Here is a 16,921-nt window from a genome sequence, read left to right on the forward strand (position 1 = left end):
ACGTCCGAGGAACACGCCCGGTCGAGTGAGCGCCCCGTCACATCGGCCCCGCCGTATGCCGGCCCCCTAGCGGCTGATCGGCGCTTCGATGTCGATCTGGCCCAGCTTGGCCGGGTTGCGGACGGCATAGATGCGGCGGATGAGGCCGTCCTCGACGACGAAGCTGATCGCCGTGTCGTAGCCGTCGTCGGTGCCCACCACTCGGGCCCCGACCGTGCCGTTGAGCATGATCGGCAGGATCTGTGCACCCGGGGCGAGCCGCGTGAACGGCCGCAGCAGGTTGGCGACCTTCTTGGCGCCGGCCACGGGGTTGACGACCGCCTGGGCGACTCCGCCACCGTCGGCCACGAGGACGACATCGGGTGCCAGGACGTCCAGCAGCCCCTGCAGGTCGCCGTGAGCCACGGCCGCAAGGAACCGCTCGACCACCTCCTGTTGCTCACCGCGACTGACCTCCATGCGAGGCCGCCGCTGCGCGACGTGCTCGCGCGCCCGGTGGCCGATCTGCCGAACTGCGGCCGCGGACTTGCCGACAGCTTCTGCGATCTCGCCGTACGGTGTGTCGAACACCTCGCGCAGCACGAAGACTGCGCGCTCGCTGGGTGTCAGCGTCTCGAGCACGGTGAGCATGGCCATCGACACGCTGTCGGCGAGCACGACGTCGTCGGCCAGGTCCGGGGCGGTGAGCAGCGGCTCCGGCAACCACTCGCCGACGTAGTCCTCGCGCCGTCGGGCGTTCGAGCGCAACCGGTCCAGTGCCTTGCGGGTGACCATCCGAACGAGGTACGCGCGCGGGTTGTCCACTGCGGCGCGAGCCTCCTCACCGATGGCGTCCCACCGCACCCACGTGTCCTGCACAACGTCCTCGGCGTCGGCCGCGGACCCGAGCATCTCGTACGAGACGGTGAAGAGCAGCCCCCGGTTGGCGATGAACGGGTCGTCGGTCACGGTCACTGTCACGACACTACGGCTGTCCGCTGGGCGAGCGGCTTCAGGCCGCACGCTGCCGCGAAGCCGTCGGACTCGATGCCGAGGGCGACGTTCCCACGCGTCGTCAGGTTGGCGAACGCGATGGTCGCCGTGAGCTCGACGAGCGCCGCCTCACCGAGCTGGGCGCGAAGCGATGCGACCATCTCGTCGGTCACCGTCGGCTCGGTCACGGTCATCGCCTCGGCGTAGGCCAGCACCTCGCGCTCGAGCGGCGAGAAGACATCCGCCTCGCGCCACCGCGGGATCTCGCGGGCCTTGTCCATGTCGAGGTGCTTGTTGTGGGCCTCGAAATAGTTGAAGTCCAAGCACCAGCTGCAGCCGACCTGGGCCGCGACGGCCATGTGCGCGAACGACTTGAGCTGCTCGTCGCAGGCGTCCCACTTCTGGACCTTGCCGCCGACGGAGGTCATGCTCATCAGCACCTTCTGGTTGTGCCAGTAGACACCGAGCGAGCTCGGCACCTGGCCCAGAGCCTTTCTCGCGAATCGCTTGATCAGGGCACCCTTGAAGCCGGTGATGTCGGCGGGAGGAATGCGGGTCGTTCCAGTCATGTCGTCCTCCGGTTAGTCGGTATGACATCCAGACGCCGGCCGGCCGCACGTTGTGACACACCGTGGGGCTCAGCGCTCATCGACCCGGCGAGTGGCAGGCGGCGGGGTATGCCGCTGGGCTCAGTCTGAGTGGGGGGCGGGGTATGCCGCCGGGCTCAGTCTGGGTCGAGTGAGCGCTCCGTCTCACCCGTCACGGGGCGCGGGCCCGCGCGGGAATCCAGTGGGCAGCAATGATGTTGAGGTCTATCGTGATCCGCATGTTCGCCGTAGGCACCGCGCTCCCGACAGTTCTTCTGTCGGTCGCAGCGCCCTGCCCTGCCGCGAACCCGCACCTGACCGGCGCGCGACGCTGACCCTCCTCCCGCTCCAGCGGGACTGAAGGAGGAGGGTGGTTCCTCCCCGGTCCCGGGCGCTGGTGGATTTGGCATGCCGCCGCGCCATGTCGCACGCCGACGGATCAGACACAGAAAGCAGATCATGGCCAAGAGCCAGTTCGTGCGGACCAAGCCGCACCTCAACATCGGGACGATGGGTCACGTCGACCACGGCAAGACCACCCTGACAGCCGCGATCACCAAGGTGCTCGCGGATGCAGACCCGAGCCAGAACACCTTCGTCGCCTTCGAGGGGATCGACCGCGCGCCGGAGGAGATCCAGCGCGGGATCACCATCAACATCGCGCACGTGGAGTACGAGACTGCCATCCGTCACTACGCCCATGTCGATATGCCTGGACATGCGGACTACGTCAAGAACATGATCACCGGCGCCGCTCAGGTGGACGCCGCGATCCTGGTCGTGTCCGCTCAGGACGGCGCGATGCCTCAGACGCGTGAGCACGTGCTGCTCGCACGGCGGGTCGGCGTGCCCTACCTCGTGGTCGCGCTGAACAAGTCCGACGCTGTCGACGACGACGAGCTGCTCGATCTCGTGGAGCTCGAGATGCGTGAGCTGCTCAGCGACTACGGCTTTCCCGGCGACGAGGTGCCCGTGGTCCGGGTGTCCGCGCTCAAGGCGCTCGAGGGTGACCCCCGGTGGACGCAGTCGATCATCGACCTGCTGCAAGCGGTGGACGACTACGTGCCGGTGCCTGACCGGGAGCTCGGCGAGCCGTTCTTGATGCCCATCGAGAACGTGCTCACGATCAGCGGCCGCGGCACGGTCGTCACCGGTGCCGTCGAGCGTGGCTCGCTGCGCGTCGGCGACACCGTCGAGGTCGTCGGGCTGGGCCAGACCGTCGCGAGTGTGGCGACCGGGCTGGAGACGTTCGGCAAGACGCTGGACGAGGTTCAGGCCGGCGACAACGCAGCCGTGCTGCTGCGCGGGGTGCGTCGTGAGGACGTACGCCGTGGCCAGGTGCTCGCTGTCCCTGGATCGGTGACGCCGCATGCGAGGTTCGCCGCGAACCTGCACGCGTTGACCACGGCCGAGGGCGGCCGGCATACGCCGTTCGCAGCGGACTACCGCCCGCAGTTCTACTTCCGGACGACTGATGTCTCCGGCGGCATGGATCTGGGCGAGGTGTCGATGGTGATGCCCGGTGACACGGTCGAGGTGACCGTCGAGCTCGGCAAGCCGATCGCGATGGAAGTCGGCCTGGGCTTCGCCGTTCGCGAAGGCGGGCGGACCGTCGCCGCCGGCACGGTGACCGGTCTGCTCGACTGAACAGATCGGCTCAACCCATGGACGGGGGTGCCAACCCCCGTCCGTGGCCCGGTCGGCGAGCGCAGCGGCGGATGGCCGCCGAGGAGGTCCCAGAGTCTTCCAAGGTCCTCTCCGTACCGTGCCCAGGTGGAGCGGCCGTTGACGGGAGGGGCTGACTCGCGCGTGCGCTTGCCGGCCACGGGCGCGACACCGGTCCAAGAGGTCTCGGCCGTATGAGCACATTCCATCCGACGACCGTTCTCGACAAGGTCTTCGAGGGCGGCATCCTCATCAAGGGCGCTACGGGAGTGCTCGAGTTCCTCGCCGGGCTGCTCCTGCTCTTCGTGAGCCCGGCGCAGATGCACCAGTTCGTCGTCCTGCTCACCCAGCGCGAGCTGCTCGAGGACCCGAACGACCGGGTCGCGAACCTCCTTCTCAACGCCACCTCGCACTTCTCTTCGGGAGGTCAGGCGTTCGCAATCGCCTACCTGTGGATTCACGCCACCATCAAGCTCATTGCCGTGATCGGCATCCTCAAGAACCAGCTCTGGGCGTACCCGTTCTCACTCATCACGCTGGGGCTGCTGATGGTGTACCAGGTCTACTCGATCGTCTTCGTCAAGCCGTCCGTCGGGATGATTCTCCTGACGGCGTTCGACGTGTTCATCCTGTGGCTGATCTGGCGCGAGTACGGCAAGGTCAGGGACGGGTCTCAGGCGAGGGCGCCCATCACCGCCGGCGAGGGGTGAGGTTCCACCCGGTCAGCAGCACGGGGGACGCCGAGGTGTCAGTCGCGCGCCCCCACGCCGACGCAGGACCGCTAGATCCAGCGCCTGCGCTTGAAGACGGAGTAGAGAACGAGGCTGACACCCAGCATGAGCAGGATCGCGAGCCCATAGCCGTACTGCCAGTGCAGCTCCGGCATGTTGTCGAAGTTCATCCCATAGACGGTGCCGACCAGCGTCGGGGCGAACAGGATCGCGGCCCAAGCGGAGATCTTCTTGACCTCCTCGTTCTGGGCGTTGCTCGTCTCGCTGAGGATCTTCATCTCCTCGTTCTGCTTCTGCGCCACCAGCGTCGCGTTGACGGTGAGGATGTCACGCAGCAGCTGGCGGAAGCCGTCGATCTGCTCGATGACCTGGGTCAGGTGGTCATCGACGTCACGTAGATACCGGCGCAGCTCCTCGTCGGTTCCGTACTTCTCGAAGCCGGCGGCCAGGGCCTGGACGACAGCCGCCAGCGGTCGCGTCGCGCGCTCGAACTCGATGACCTCGCGCGTCAGCTCATAGGTGCGCCGGGACACCGCGGGGTCACCGCGGAACACCTCGACCTCGATCTCGTCGATGTCGTTCTCGAGCCCGGCAACCACCGGCAGGTACCCGTCGACGACGCGGTCGAGGATGGCATAGAGGATCGCCTCCGGGCCCAGGCTGAGCAGGTCCGGGTTGCTCTCGAGTCGCCGACGCACCGCAGCCAGGTCGGGGGACTCGCTGTGACGCACGGTGATCACGTAGTCGGGACCGACGAACAGGTGCAGCTCGCCGAAGTCGACCTCCTCGATCTCGTCGCGGTACCGGGCCGCGCGCAGGACCACGAAGAGCGTCTCGCCGTATCGCTCGAGCTTGGGCCGCTGATGGGCCACGATCGCGTCCTCGACCGCAAGATCGTGCAGGTCGAACTCCTTTGCCACGGCAGCGAGCTCGTCGTTGCTCGGACGGTACAGGCCGATCCACGCCACCGCCCCGTCTGTGGAGCGAAGCTCGCGGAACGACCGCGCCAACGAGCCGGGCGATGACACCCGCTCGCCGTCGACATAGATCGCGCTGTCAACCAGGCTCGAGGGCGCGGGTGTGGCAGTCGCCGCCGCGGAGCTCTCAGGTGCTGGGACAGCCGCAAGGGTGGCGCGGCGCGCGACGCGCGTGGTCAGGCGGCGCCGGATCGACGGCAGCGAACGCTCGGACATGGCAGGACCTCGGATCGGTGAATGGGCACGGTGATACCGGCCCCTTCGAGCGACCGGTCAGCAGATGCCAGCGCGACGACTGGCAGGGCCGGTATGCACGGCAACCACCTCCAGTCGACAAGGTCCCCGCCCGATGCGGAGCACCGACATGCTACCCCGGCGCATCGGCATCCCGGCGCGAATCGGACCCATCGGCGTGAGCATGGAGCCTGGGAACCGTGGCACTCCGGAGCCGCCGTACCTCGATCCTCCGGGCCCCGCGACCGACGTGTCATCAAGTTCGCGTCAAGAACCGTCAACCCCATGTCAAGGGTCAAGAACGGCCCCCGCGCCCCCGGTAGGAACGACCCATGGTCATCAACATCCTCCTAGGCATCGTGGCATTGGCCGTGCTCGCTTACCTCGTCCACGTCCTGCTGCATGCGGATCGCTTCTGATGAGCGACACCGTCAGCGGGCTGCTCACCATCGCCGTCCTCGTCGCGGCTCTCGCGATCGTCCACGTGCCACTCGGCAACTGGATGGCGAGGGTCTTCACCGACGAGAGGCACTGGCGCATCGAGCGATACTTCTACCGACTTGTGCGGGTGGATCCCCGCTCGGAGCAGCGATGGACGACGTATGCCGTCGCCGTCGTCGCCTTCTCGGTCGTCGGCGTCGTGCTGCTGTTTCTCATGATCGCGCTGCAGGGCGTGCTGCCGTTCGCCCGGGGTGCCGCGATGAACGTCGACACTGCGCTGAACACTGCCGTCAGCTTCGTGACGAACACCAACTGGCAGTCGTATGCCGGTGAGGCCGGGACGTCGCCGTTCGTGCAGACTGTGGGCCTGACCGTCCAGAACTTCGTCTCACCGGCCGTGGGGCTCGCCGTGGCGATCGCCCTCGTGCGCGGCCTGGCGAGATCGAGTGGCTCGGAGCTCGGCAACTTCTGGGTCGACCTCGTCCGGGGGCTGCTCCGCGTCATCCTGCCGATCGCCGTCATCGGTGCGGTCGTGCTGCTGCTCGGCGGGGTGATCCAGAACCTCACCGAGCCATCGACGATCTCGACGCTGTCCGGTGGGCACCAGGTGATCCAGGGCGGCCTCGTGGCCTCGCAGGAGTCGATCAAGGAGCTCGGGACCAATGGCGGAGGCTACTTCAACGCCAACTCCGCCCATCCCTTCGAGAACCCCAACGCCTTCACCAACCTCGTCGAGATCTTCCTGCTGCTCGTCATCCCGTTCTCCCTGCCGCGCACCTACGGCGTCCTGGTCGGCGACAAGCGTCAAGGATGGGCCGTTCTCGGCTTCATGGCGACCCTGTGGGGGCTCATGCTGGCCGTGGTGACGTGGGCGGAGGTCCACGCTGCGTCCGGCTCGCTGGGTGGCCTGGAGGGCAAGGAGCTCCGCTTCGGCGTGTGGCCCTCGGCGCTGTTCGCGGCGAGCACGACGAGCACCTCGACCGGAGCGGTCAACTCGATGCACGAGAGCTTCTCTGCGCTCGGCGGGGGAGGCGCGATGTTCAACATGATGCTCGGCGAGCTGTCGCCCGGCGGTGTCGGAACGGGCCTCTACAGCGCTCTGCTTGTCGCGACCCTGTCGGTCTTCATCGCGGGGCTCATGGTCGGCCGGACGCCCGAGCTGCTCGGCAAGCAGATCGGCCGGCGCGAGATCACCCTGACTGCCCTGGCCCTGCTCGTCATGCCGACCCTCGTCCTCGCCTTCACCGGTATCGGGATGGTGGCCCCGCTCGTGTCGTCGCAGATGCTCGCTACTGGTCCGCACGGCCTCACCGAGGTGATGTACGCCTACACCTCTGCGGCCAACAACAACGGCAGCGCCTTCGCCGGCTTCTCAGCGGACACCCCGTACACCAACCTCACCCTGGCCCTGTGCATGTTCCTCGGTCGGTTCGTCCCCATCGTCCTCGTGCTCGCGCTCGCCGGCGCCCTTGTGGCACAACGCCGCCGGCCGGTCACAGCAGGCACGCTCCCCACCCACACCTCAACCTTCATCGGCATGTACGTCGGGGTGGCCGTCATCGTCGGCGGTCTCACCTTCTTCCCGGCGCTGGCCCTCGGTCCCTTCGCGGAGGCACTCTCATGACCCGGTCGTCCATGACGTCCAGCACGACCACCCAACCGCGCGTCCCCGCCGCATCCGAGCGTGCGGCGACCGCCCTCGCCCCCCACCACCACAAGCGGGGTGAACAGCTGATCCGGCCAGGCCGCGCGAGCACGTCGTACACCCAGCTCGGGCGACAGCTGGTCACGACCTTCCCCCAGGCGGTCGTCAAGCTCGACCCGAGGCACGTGTGGCACAGCCCCGTCATGTTCGTCGTGTGGATCGGCTCTGTCGTCACCACCGTGCAGGCGGTCGTCGACCCCTCGTGGTTCGCCTGGGCTGTGACGATCTGGCTCTGGGCCACAGTCCTGTTCGCGAACATGGCCGAAGCGGTCGCCGAGGGTCGCGGCAAGGCGCAGGCCGCCACGCTGCGGGCGACCAGGAAGACCACCACCGCGCAGCGCCGGACGTCCGACGGCTCGCTCGAGACCGTTGCCGCCTCCCACCTGAGGATCGGCGACATCGTGGTGGTCCGCCCCAACGAGGTCATCCCCGGCGACGGCGACGTCATCGAAGGCATGGCCACGGTCGACGAGTCGGCCATCACCGGCGAGTCGGCGCCGGTGATCCGCGAGTCCGGCGGTGACCGCAGCGCCGTCACGGGCGGGACCACCGTCCTGTCCGACGGGATCACGGTGCGGATCTCGACCAAGCCCGGCGAGACCTTCATCGACCGGATGATCGCTCTGGTCGAAGGGGCCTCCAGGCAGAAGACCCCGAACGAGATCGCGCTGACCATCCTGCTCACGGTGCTGACGATCATCTTCCTGCTCGCCGTCATGGCGATGCAGCCGATGGCCATCTACTCCGGACAAGCACAGTCGGCTGTCGTCCTCGTGGCGCTGCTGGTCTGCCTCATCCCCACGACGATCGGCGCACTGCTGTCCGCCATCGGCATCGCCGGCATGGACCGCCTGGTCCAGCACAACGTCCTCGCCATGTCGGGACGCGCCGTCGAGGCCGCCGGTGACGTGTCGACGCTGCTGCTCGACAAGACAGGCACCATCACCTACGGCAACCGCCGCGCCACCGAGCTGCTCGCCGCACCGGGTCTGGGCAACGACGAGATCACCCGTGCGGCATACGTCTCCTCACTGGCGGACGAGACGCCCGAAGGGCGCTCGATCGTCGAGCTGGCCGGCTCTGGCATCGACACTCCGACTCGGGACTCCTTGGACCGGCTCCCAAGGGACGGCGCGACGTTCGTCGAGTTCAGTGCCACGACGCGGATGTCCGGCGTCGACCTGCCTGACGGCACGGCATACCGCAAGGGTGCGGCGGACGCGGTCGACCGCTGGGTCACCAGCCAGGGCGGTGAGATGCCGGGGGGGATACGAACCGAGGTCAACGGCATCGCGTCCTCGGGCGGCACCCCACTCGTCGTCGCGGTCCAGGAGCCCGGCCGACCGCCGCGCGCCCTCGGAGTCGTCCACCTCAAGGACGTGGTCAAGCCCGGCATGAAGGAGCGGTTCGCGCAGCTGCGGGCCATGGGCATCAAGACCGTCATGATCACCGGCGACAACCCGCTCACGGCCACGTCGATTGCAGCGGAGGCCGGCGTCGACGACTTCCTCGCTGAGGCGACGCCGGAAGACAAGATGGCACTGATCAAGCGCGAGCAGCACGGCGGCCGGCTCATCGCCATGACGGGTGACGGCACGAACGACGCGCCGGCCCTGGCGCAGAGCGACGTGGGCGTGGCGATGAACACGGGCACGATGGCGGCCAAGGAAGCGGCCAACATGGTCGACCTCGACTCCGACCCGACGAAGCTCATCGACATCGTCTCGATCGGCAAGCAGCTGCTCATCACCCGCGGGGCGCTCACGACGTTCTCGATCGCCAACGACATCGCCAAGTACTTCGCCATCATCCCGGCGATGTTCGTGCTCATCTTCCCGGGGCTTGACGCGCTGAACATCATGGGACTCGCGTCTCCGAAGTCGGCCATCGTCTCCGCGGTCATCTTCAACGCGCTCATCATCATCGCGTTGATTCCGTTGTCGCTGAAGGGGGTTCGCTACCGCGCAGTCGGCAGCACGGCCCTGCTTCGACGCAACATCCTCATCTACGGCCTGGGCGGCATCGTGGCCCCGTTCATCGGGATCAAGCTGCTCGACCTGGTCGTGAGCCACCTCCCCGGAATGATGTGATCCCTGTGACCAGCACCGTGAACTCGTTCGTCAGGCAGTCCTGGGCGGGCCTGCGCGCGATGATCGTCCTGACCGTCCTGCTCGGGCTGCTCTACCCCGCCGTGGTGTGGGGGGTCGGGCAGGTCGTGGCCCGGGACCAGGCCGCCGGCTCGCTCGTGAGCGTCAACGGCCACGTCGCCGGCTCCTCGCTGATCGGCCAGCAGTGGACCGGCGACCAGTGGTTCTGGGGCCGCCCGTCCGCGAGCGACTACTCAGGTGACACGAGCGGCGGCTCGAACCTGTCCGGCAGCGCGCTCGCCGACGAGGTCGCCAAGCGAGCGGCGGCCGCCGGCCTCGACCAGGCCACCGCTCCCGCGGATGCGCTGACCGCTTCGGGCAGCGGCCTCGACCCGCACATCTCACCCGCGTATGCCGCCGCGCAGGTCGCGCGCGTCGCCGCTGCGCGCGGCCTGCCGGAGGACCGGGTGGCAGCGCTCGTGGCCGAGCACACGCAGGGACGTTCGGCCGGCTTCCTCGGGGAGCCGAGGGTGAACGTGCTCGAGCTCAACCTCGCGCTCGCCCGCCTCTCCGGCTCCGCGGGCTGACCAGAGGATTCGGGTCCATGGGTCGTGGTTCGCTGCGCATCGACCTTCTGGCAGACCGGATGGCCGCACTGAGCAGCGTTGACCGAGCCGCAGATGCCCGCGCGAAATCCATTGCCCGGCAAGGGCGCCGCGAGCTCGACGTGAACGGTCAGTGGTCGGCTGACGGGTTGCTCGGCTCGACCGGCTCGCGCACCGTTCCTGGCTCGAGATGATAGGGCACGCTGGTCACGACGACCCCGGGGACGGTGAGCAGCCGCAGCTTGAGGCGAAGCGCGCTCTGGTTGTGCAGAATGCCCTCCCACCATCGGTCGACCACGTACTCGGGGATGAAGACGACCACGAGGTCGCGAGGGTTGTCCGTGCGGAGCCGCAGCACCTGCTCGACGATGGGCGTCGTGATGTCTCGATAGGGGGAGTCGAGGATGGTGAGTGGCACGGGCACGTCAGCCTCGACCCAGCTGTCCTCGAGCGCGCGCGTGTCGTCGGCGTCCACGGTCACGGTCAGGGCGGTGAGGGTTGAGGGCCGGGTCGCACGGGCGTAGGCGACGGCACGCAGGGCCGGTTCGTTGACGCTCGAGACCAGGACGAGGGCGTGGACCCTGCTGGGCAGCAGCCGGGCGCTCCGGTGGGGCTGCAGCTCTCGCGACACCGTCGCGTAGTGCCGGTTGACCCCGCGCATGAGCAGGCACATGAGGGGCACGGCGATGACGACCAGATACGCACCGCCGGTGAACTTGGTGACGAGCACGATGAGGAGCACGAGGCCGGTGAGGGTGGCGCCGAAGGCGTTGATGAGGCGAGACCCGCTCATCCGGCGGCGGACACCTGGCGCGATGACGACCTTGAGCTCGCGGTTCCAGTGCCGGACCATTCCAGCCTGGCTGAGGGTGAACGAGGTGAAGACGCCGAGGATGTAGAGGTGCAGCAGCTGGGTCACGTTCGCCTGGTAGGCCACGATCAGCAGGCCCGCGACGAGGGCCAGAGCGAGTATGCCGTTGCTGTAGGCGAGCCGGTCCCCGCGGGTGCGCAGCTGGGTCGGCATGAGCCGGTGCCGGGCGAGCAGCGATGTCAGCATCGGGAAGCCGTTGTAGGCGGTGTTCGCCGCGAGGACGAGCACGAGAGCGGTAGCGGCCTGGACGACATAGAACATGATGCTGCCCGCGCCGAAGACAGCAGTCGCGAGCTGCGCGATGACTGTCGGCTGTGGGTCCGTCTGGCAGTTGCCGGGGAAGCCCACGAGGTTGCACGTGTCCTCGGCGACGTGGACGTGCGTGATCATGGCGAGCACGGTGATGCCGGAGAACATCGTCACGGCCAGGGCGCCCATGGCGAACAGAGTGCGGGCCGCGTTGCGAGACTTCGGTGGCCGGAAGGCGGGCACACCGTTGCTGATCGCCTCGACCCCGGTGAGCGCGGTGCAGCCGGACGAGAATGCCTTGAGGGCGAGGAAGAGGATCGCCACCTCGGTGAGTCCCGACTGCACTGGGCGCACCGAGTAGCCGGCGCTCTCGGCGACGGGGGTGGCGCCGAGCAGGGTGTGCATCAGGCCGACTCCGATGACGGCCAGGATGGATGCCACGAACACGTATGTCGGTAGGGCGAACGCCCGACCGGACTCGCGTGTGCCGCGCAGGTTCACGAGAGTCAGGGCGATGACCACCGAGACGGCGATGGTGACGCGGTACGCGTTGAGTCCCGGAAAGGCCGAGATGACGTTGTCGACGCCGGCGGCCACGGACACCGCGACCGTCATGACGTAGTCGACCATCAGCGCAGCGGCAACCACCGTCGAGGCCGTGGGACCGAGGTTGTCTCGCACTACCTCGTAGGAGCCGCCCCCGCCGGGGTAGGCCCTGACGACCTGCTGGTACGAGATCACGACGACGACAAGGAGAATGACGACCGCGGCCCCGATCCAGGGCGTGAGGTAGAGGTACGCGAGACCTCCCAGGGTGAGGACCTTGAGAATCGCCTCGGTGGCGTATGCGACGGACGAGAGCGGGTCGGAGGCGAAGATCGGCAGCGCGATCCGCTTGGGCAGCAGGGTCTCGTCGAGCCTCTCGTTGCGCATGGGCCGCCCGACCAGGATCCGTTTGGCGGTGTTGAGCTGGGTCAGCACCCTTCCGACGCTAGGACCGCCGCCGCATACGTTCTGCAAGGGAATCCGGTCCTGTCGCAAGGAGTGCGCAAGGATGGTTCAGTGCCGCAAGACGGGTCGGACGACGTGGGTATGCCGCTGGGCACGCTCCCTGACACGGCTGCCGTCAGTGCCCTGCCGCTCTCCCGGCGCCTGAGCGGCCTGGCGCTCGCCCTCGTCCTGCCGGTCGGGCTCACCGCGGGCCTGGTGTGGCTGGGCGCGTCGGTCGGGTTGGCCGGTGACGCCCTCGTGCTGCTGATCGGCGTCATCGTCACCGCACTGGTCGGAGGCATGTGGGCCGCGGTCTTGTGCGCCGTGCTCAGCTCGACGTTGCTCATCTACTGGTTCATCCCCCCGGTGCACACCTTCGAGATCGGGGAGCCGCACAACATCTGGACGGTCGTGGGCTTCGTCATCGTCGGCCTGCTGGTCAGTGGCGTCGTGAACCGAGCCGCAACAACCGCCTCGGCTGCAGCGCGCGCGGCGGCCGAGGCCAGGACCTTGTCCGAGGTCGCGCAGGCCACTCTGCGCGGTGAGGATGCGCTGCCGACCTTGCTGGAGAACATGCGTCGGGCCTTCGGGATGACATCGGCCAGCCTGCTGCGGCGAACCTCAGACGGGGCGACGGACTGGGCGGTCGTCGAGGCCTGCGGGCCAGATGCCCCGCGCCACCCGGGGACCGCCGACGTGCACGTGCCTGCTGGCGAGGAGCTCGTGCTGGCACTCTCGGGACGCTCGCTCGGCTCCTCGGACCGCGTCATCCTCGGCGCCTTCGCCGCGCAGGCTCAGGCTCTGCTCGAACGCGACGAGCTGGAGCGCAGTGCCGCCCTGGCAGCCCGACTCGAAGCCTCCGAGAGACTCCGGGACGCGCTGATCGCCGCCCTCGGTCACGACCTGCGAACCCCCCTTGCCTCGGCGACGGCCGCGGTCACGAGTCTGCGCAGCCAGGACGTCGCGTGGACCGCCGAGGAGCAGGACGAGCTGCTGGCGACTGCCGATGAGTCCCTTGCCCGGCTCGGGACCCTGGTCTCGGACGTCCTCGATCTCTCCCGGCTGCGAGCCGGGGTGCTGAGCGTCATGCGTCAGACGTTGTGGCTCGACGAGCTGCTGCCGCCGGTGCTCGACGAGCTCGGGCCGCAGGCGGCCAGGGTCGTTGTCGATCTGCCGGACGACCTGCCTCCGGTGGTCGGAGACGCGGCGCTCGTCGTGCGCGTCCTCGTGAATGTCGTCGGCAACGCGTTGCGCCATGGTTGTTCGGCCGCCGACCCGCCCACGGTGACGGCCCAGCTGGCGGGCGATCACGTGGAGCTGCTCGTCATCGACCACGGGTCTGGGGTGCCCGAGGCCGACCAGCAACGGATCTTCCGGCCGTTCCAGCGCCTGGGAGACACGGACAACACGTCGGGACTAGGCATCGGGCTGGCCCTGTCGCGCGGCCTCGTCGAGGCGATGGACGGCACGATCACACCGACGTCGACACCGTCCGGCGGGCTCACCATGGTGATCTCCCTGCCTGCCAAGGCCGGACCAGAGGACGTGCCGACGTGACGAAGGTGCTCGTTGTCGACGACGACCCGCAGCTGGCGCGGGCCCTGCGGATCAACCTGCGCGCCCGTGACCACGACGTCCATGTCGCCGCCACGGGCGCCGAAGCCTTGCGGGTGGCGGCCTCCGTCGAGCCTGAGCTCGTCATCCTCGACCTCGGTCTGCCTGACATCGACGGCGTCGAGGTGATCCACGGTCTCAGGGGCTGGAGCGAGGTCCCGATCATCGTTCTTTCCGGGCGCGGCAGCGGGCCGGACAAGGTAGCCGCCCTCGACGCCGGAGCGGATGACTACGTCACCAAGCCGTTCGGCATGGATGAGCTGCTCGCTCGCATCAGGGCCGTCACTCGTCGCGTCCCTTCTGCCGACGCAGCGGCCGCCCCCTGTGTCGAGTTTGCCGACATCAGGGTCGACCTCGCCCAGAAGCTCGTCACCCGCCAGCGGCCGGACGAGGTCGTCGAGAGCGTCCACCTGACCCCGACCGAGTGGAACCTGCTCGAGGCACTCGTGCGGGCGCCCGGCAAGCTGATGTCGCAGCGGCAGCTGCTCACACAGGTGTGGGGTCCGGCATACGTGAACCAGCCCGCCAACCTGCGCCTCTACATGACCCAGCTGCGCCGCAAGCTCGAACCCGAACCGACCCGGCCTCGCCATCTGCTCACCGAGCCGGGCATGGGCTACCGGTTCCGGCCCTGACCGAGCGCCGACGGGCACCCTCGCGCACCACTCTCGTGCGCGTGTTGCGCTTCCTTGCCGAATGGGCTTGACCTTGACGCTACGTCAACCCTGCACGCTGTCGTCATGTCCACAGATACTTACCTGACAGACGAGCAGGTCCGGGGTCCCGCGATCCACGTGCAGGCCCTGGAGAAGTCGTATGGCGAGCTGCAGGTGCTGCGCGGCGTGCAGTTCGACGTCGCGCGAGGCAGCATCTTCGCGTTGTTGGGGTCCAACGGTGCTGGCAAGACCACTGTCGTGAGGATCCTGTCCACTCTCCTCAAGTCCGACAGGGGGACCGCCAGCGTCGAGGGCTTCGATGTCACCGACGAGGCGGCGAGCGTCCGGGAGTCGATCAGCCTGACTGGCCAGTTCGCCGCCGTGGACGAGATCCTCACCGGCCGGGAGAACCTCGTGCTCGTGGCTCGCCTGCGGCACCTGAGGGACGCCGGCCGGATAGCCGACGACCTGCTCGCGCGCTTCCAGCTCACCGACGCTGCGGACCGGCGCGTGTCGACGTACTCCGGAGGCATGCGACGGCGACTCGACATAGCCATGAGCCTGATCGGAGACCCGCCGGTGATCTTCCTGGACGAGCCGACGACGGGGCTTGACCCGCAGGCTCGCATCGAGGTGTGGAAGAGCGTCAGGGAGCTCGCCGGCAAGGGCACGACGGTGCTGCTCACGACCCAGTACCTGGACGAGGCCGAACAGCTGGCGGACCGGATCGCGATCCTGCACGGGGGACGGATCATCGCCAACGGCACTCTGGCCGAGCTCAAGGCACTCTTCCCGCCCGCCACCGTCGAGTACGTCGAGAAGCAGCCGACCTTGGAGGAGATCTTCCTCGCGATCGTCGGCGACAGCCAAGACAAGGCCGACAACGGCGACAACGTCAGCTACCCCGGAGACGGCGCGGTCAAGGCCGCCGTCGACGGCACGGACCACTGAGGAGCAACAGAAATGAGCACCGCCACGCACTTCGTCGGCGACACCAGCGTCCTGCTGGGCCGGTCCATGCGGCACATCACCCGCAGCGTCGACACCATCATCACGGTCACGATCATGCCGATCGCCATCATGCTGATGTTCGTCTACGTGTTCGGTGGCGCGATCGACACCGGCTCGGTCGAGTACGTGAACTACATGCTGCCCGGCATTCTCATCATCACGATCGCGACAGCGACCGCATATACAGCCCTGCGGCTCTTCACGGACCTGCAGAACGGGATCTTCGAGCGATTCCAGTCCATGCCGATCGCCCGCTCGAGCGTGCTGTGGGCCCACGTGGTGACCTCGCTGGTCTCGACCCTGATCTCGCTCGTGCTCGTTGTGGCCGTCGCCGTCATCATCGGGTTCCGTTCTCCTGCAGGGGTGCTCGCCTGGCTCGCCGTCGCGGGGATCCTGGTCCTGTTCACGCTGGCGCTGACGTGGATCGCCGTCATCGCCGGCCTGTCGGCGAACAGCCCGGACGGCGCGGGTGCCTTCTCCTACCCGCTGATCTTCCTTCCGTTCGTGAGCTCGGCGTTCGTGCCCACGGACACCATGCCCACCGTGGTGGCCGCCTTCGCCGAGCACCAGCCGGTGACGCCCATCGTCAACACGATCCGCAACCTGCTCACCGAGCAGCCGGTCGGTTCCGACGCCTGGGTCGCTCTGGCCTGGTGCGTGGGCATCCTCGTCGTCGCCTACGTGTTCGCGATGGCCGCGTACCGGCGCAAGGTCGCCTAGGGCGGCTCGTTCGGGCAGGCTGTGGCCGTGCTGACGATCGGACGACTCGCATCGTATGCCGGGGTGACCATCCGGGCGGTCCGGCACTACCACCAGGTCGGGCTGCTTCCGGAGCCGGAGCGCGACGCGTCCGGCTACCGGACGTACGACGCCGCGGCGGTCGTGCGGCTCATCCGGATCCGGACCCTGGCCGAGGCCGGCGTGCCTCTGGCCAGGGTCCGCGAGCTGCTCGACGCTGACCCGGAGACGTTCGCAGCCGCGACCGCCGAGATCGACGGTCAGCTTCGTGCGCAGATCAGGGCGCTCCAGGAGCACCGGCGGCGGATTGCGCAGCTGGGCTCCGGCGACTCGTTGGCCCTCCCGGCGGAGGTGGTCGACTATCTGGACCGGCTCCGTGCCACCGGAGCGTCGGAGGCCATCATCGCGCCCGAGCGCGATGCGTGGATCCTGATGGCGGCGCGATATCCGGAGCTGCTCCCGGCAATGATGGCCGACAAGGTGGCCCAGCTGGACAACCCGAAGGTCGTCCGGCTCTACCAGCTGATCGGCCGAATCTCTGAGAACTGGCAGGACGAGGAGCTGCTGCGCGAGACAGCCGACCTGATGAGCGAGCTGCTCGAGCAGGCCGCAGCCAGCGGGGAGCTGGATGAGCAGGACGAGCTCATGCCGGACGCGGCGTTCATCGGGCTGATGGACTCGTTCGCCGACGCAACCCACCCTGTCGTCGGGCGGCTGCGGGACCTGCTCGCCGAGCGTGGTTGGACCGGGTGGACCAAGCTCGAGAAGCGCCAGCCCTGAGCGCCGGG

General features: G+C 68.2%; 15 protein-coding genes. 11 read left to right on the top strand and 4 right to left on the bottom strand.

All coding sequences use genetic code 11. From position 1 onward, the window contains the following. Positions 1–66: 66 nt before the first annotated feature. Both ACYVLP_RS15490 and ACYVLP_RS15495 read right to left on the bottom strand, forming a co-directional pair. Complete coding sequence (locus ACYVLP_RS15490) at positions 67–954, bottom strand: RNA polymerase sigma-70 factor (protein ID WP_460628237.1); 888 nt, start codon at positions 952–954, stop codon at positions 67–69. A gap of 2 nt (positions 955–956) precedes the next feature. Further along, positions 957–1,541, bottom strand: a complete 585-nt coding sequence (locus ACYVLP_RS15495) for a carboxymuconolactone decarboxylase family protein (RefSeq protein ID WP_460628238.1) — start codon at positions 1,539–1,541, stop codon at positions 957–959. Between the two features lie 477 nt (positions 1,542–2,018). Between ACYVLP_RS15495 and tuf the strand changes: the two genes are divergently transcribed. Together tuf and ACYVLP_RS15505 are read left to right on the top strand one after the other, a co-directional pair. After that, positions 2,019–3,206 (top strand): elongation factor Tu, encoded by a 1,188-nt coding sequence (tuf, locus tag ACYVLP_RS15500; RefSeq protein ID WP_460628239.1) that lies wholly within the window; start codon positions 2,019–2,021, stop codon positions 3,204–3,206. A 212-nt stretch (positions 3,207–3,418) separates the two neighbouring features. Then, positions 3,419–3,934 carry a DUF2127 domain-containing protein gene (locus ACYVLP_RS15505; protein ID WP_460628240.1) on the top strand — a complete coding sequence of 172 codons (516 nt, stop codon included), beginning with the start codon at positions 3,419–3,421 and terminating at the stop codon, positions 3,932–3,934. A 71-nt stretch (positions 3,935–4,005) separates the two neighbouring features. Here ACYVLP_RS15505 and corA read toward each other — a convergent pair whose 3' ends face one another. After that, positions 4,006–5,148, bottom strand: coding sequence for a magnesium/cobalt transporter CorA (gene corA / locus ACYVLP_RS15510; protein WP_460628241.1), 1,143 nt, complete (start codon positions 5,146–5,148; stop codon positions 4,006–4,008). Positions 5,149–5,498: 350 nt separating this feature from the next. Between corA and ACYVLP_RS15515 the strand changes: the two genes are divergently transcribed. The 4 genes from ACYVLP_RS15515 to kdpC are packed head-to-tail and all read left to right on the top strand — an operon-like array spanning position 5,499 to position 9,986. Beyond that, the gene (locus ACYVLP_RS15515; RefSeq protein WP_452267606.1) at positions 5,499–5,585 is read left to right on the top strand and encodes a potassium-transporting ATPase subunit F; all 87 of its coding nucleotides are present in this window, start codon (positions 5,499–5,501) and stop codon (positions 5,583–5,585) included. Then, entirely contained in the window at positions 5,585–7,231 is a 1,647-nt protein-coding gene (kdpA, locus tag ACYVLP_RS15520; RefSeq protein ID WP_460628242.1) for a potassium-transporting ATPase subunit KdpA, read from the top strand. Before ACYVLP_RS15515 ends, kdpA begins: the two co-directional genes overlap by 1 nt. An 11-nt stretch (positions 7,232–7,242) precedes the next feature. Then, complete coding sequence (gene kdpB / locus ACYVLP_RS15525; protein ID WP_460628243.1) at positions 7,243–9,402, top strand: potassium-transporting ATPase subunit KdpB; 2,160 nt, start codon at positions 7,243–7,245, stop codon at positions 9,400–9,402. 5 nt (positions 9,403–9,407) lie between these two features. After that, complete coding sequence (gene kdpC / locus ACYVLP_RS15530; protein ID WP_460628244.1) at positions 9,408–9,986, top strand: potassium-transporting ATPase subunit KdpC; 579 nt, start codon at positions 9,408–9,410, stop codon at positions 9,984–9,986. 148 nt (positions 9,987–10,134) lie between these two features. On the opposite strand, the gene ACYVLP_RS15535 is transcribed toward kdpC, so the two are convergent. Further along, a complete protein-coding gene (locus ACYVLP_RS15535) occupies positions 10,135–12,105 on the bottom strand; it encodes an APC family permease (RefSeq protein WP_460628245.1) in 1,971 nt (656 codons plus the stop codon). Between the two features lie 81 nt (positions 12,106–12,186). Between ACYVLP_RS15535 and ACYVLP_RS15540 the strand changes: the two genes are divergently transcribed. The 5 genes from ACYVLP_RS15540 to ACYVLP_RS15560 all read left to right on the top strand — a co-directional run bounded on the left by ACYVLP_RS15540 (position 12,187) and on the right by ACYVLP_RS15560 (position 16,913). Next, complete coding sequence (locus ACYVLP_RS15540) at positions 12,187–13,671, top strand: ATP-binding protein (RefSeq protein ID WP_460628246.1); 1,485 nt, start codon at positions 12,187–12,189, stop codon at positions 13,669–13,671. Next, entirely contained in the window at positions 13,668–14,363 is a 696-nt protein-coding gene (locus tag ACYVLP_RS15545; RefSeq protein ID WP_460628247.1) for a response regulator, read from the top strand. Before ACYVLP_RS15540 ends, ACYVLP_RS15545 begins: the two co-directional genes overlap by 4 nt. Positions 14,364–14,468: 105 nt before the next feature. Continuing rightward, positions 14,469–15,335 carry an ABC transporter ATP-binding protein gene (locus ACYVLP_RS15550; protein ID WP_460628248.1) on the top strand — a complete coding sequence of 289 codons (867 nt, stop codon included), beginning with the start codon at positions 14,469–14,471 and terminating at the stop codon, positions 15,333–15,335. A gap of 12 nt (positions 15,336–15,347) precedes the next feature. Next, the gene (locus tag ACYVLP_RS15555) at positions 15,348–16,115 is read left to right on the top strand and encodes an ABC transporter permease (RefSeq protein WP_460628249.1); all 768 of its coding nucleotides are present in this window, start codon (positions 15,348–15,350) and stop codon (positions 16,113–16,115) included. Between the two features lie 27 nt (positions 16,116–16,142). After that, on the top strand, positions 16,143–16,913 hold the full coding sequence (locus ACYVLP_RS15560) for a MerR family transcriptional regulator (protein ID WP_460628250.1): 771 nt from the start codon (positions 16,143–16,145) through the stop codon (positions 16,911–16,913). Positions 16,914–16,921 lie beyond the last annotated feature (8 nt).

It is taken from the genome of Intrasporangium mesophilum (genome assembly GCF_054783095.1).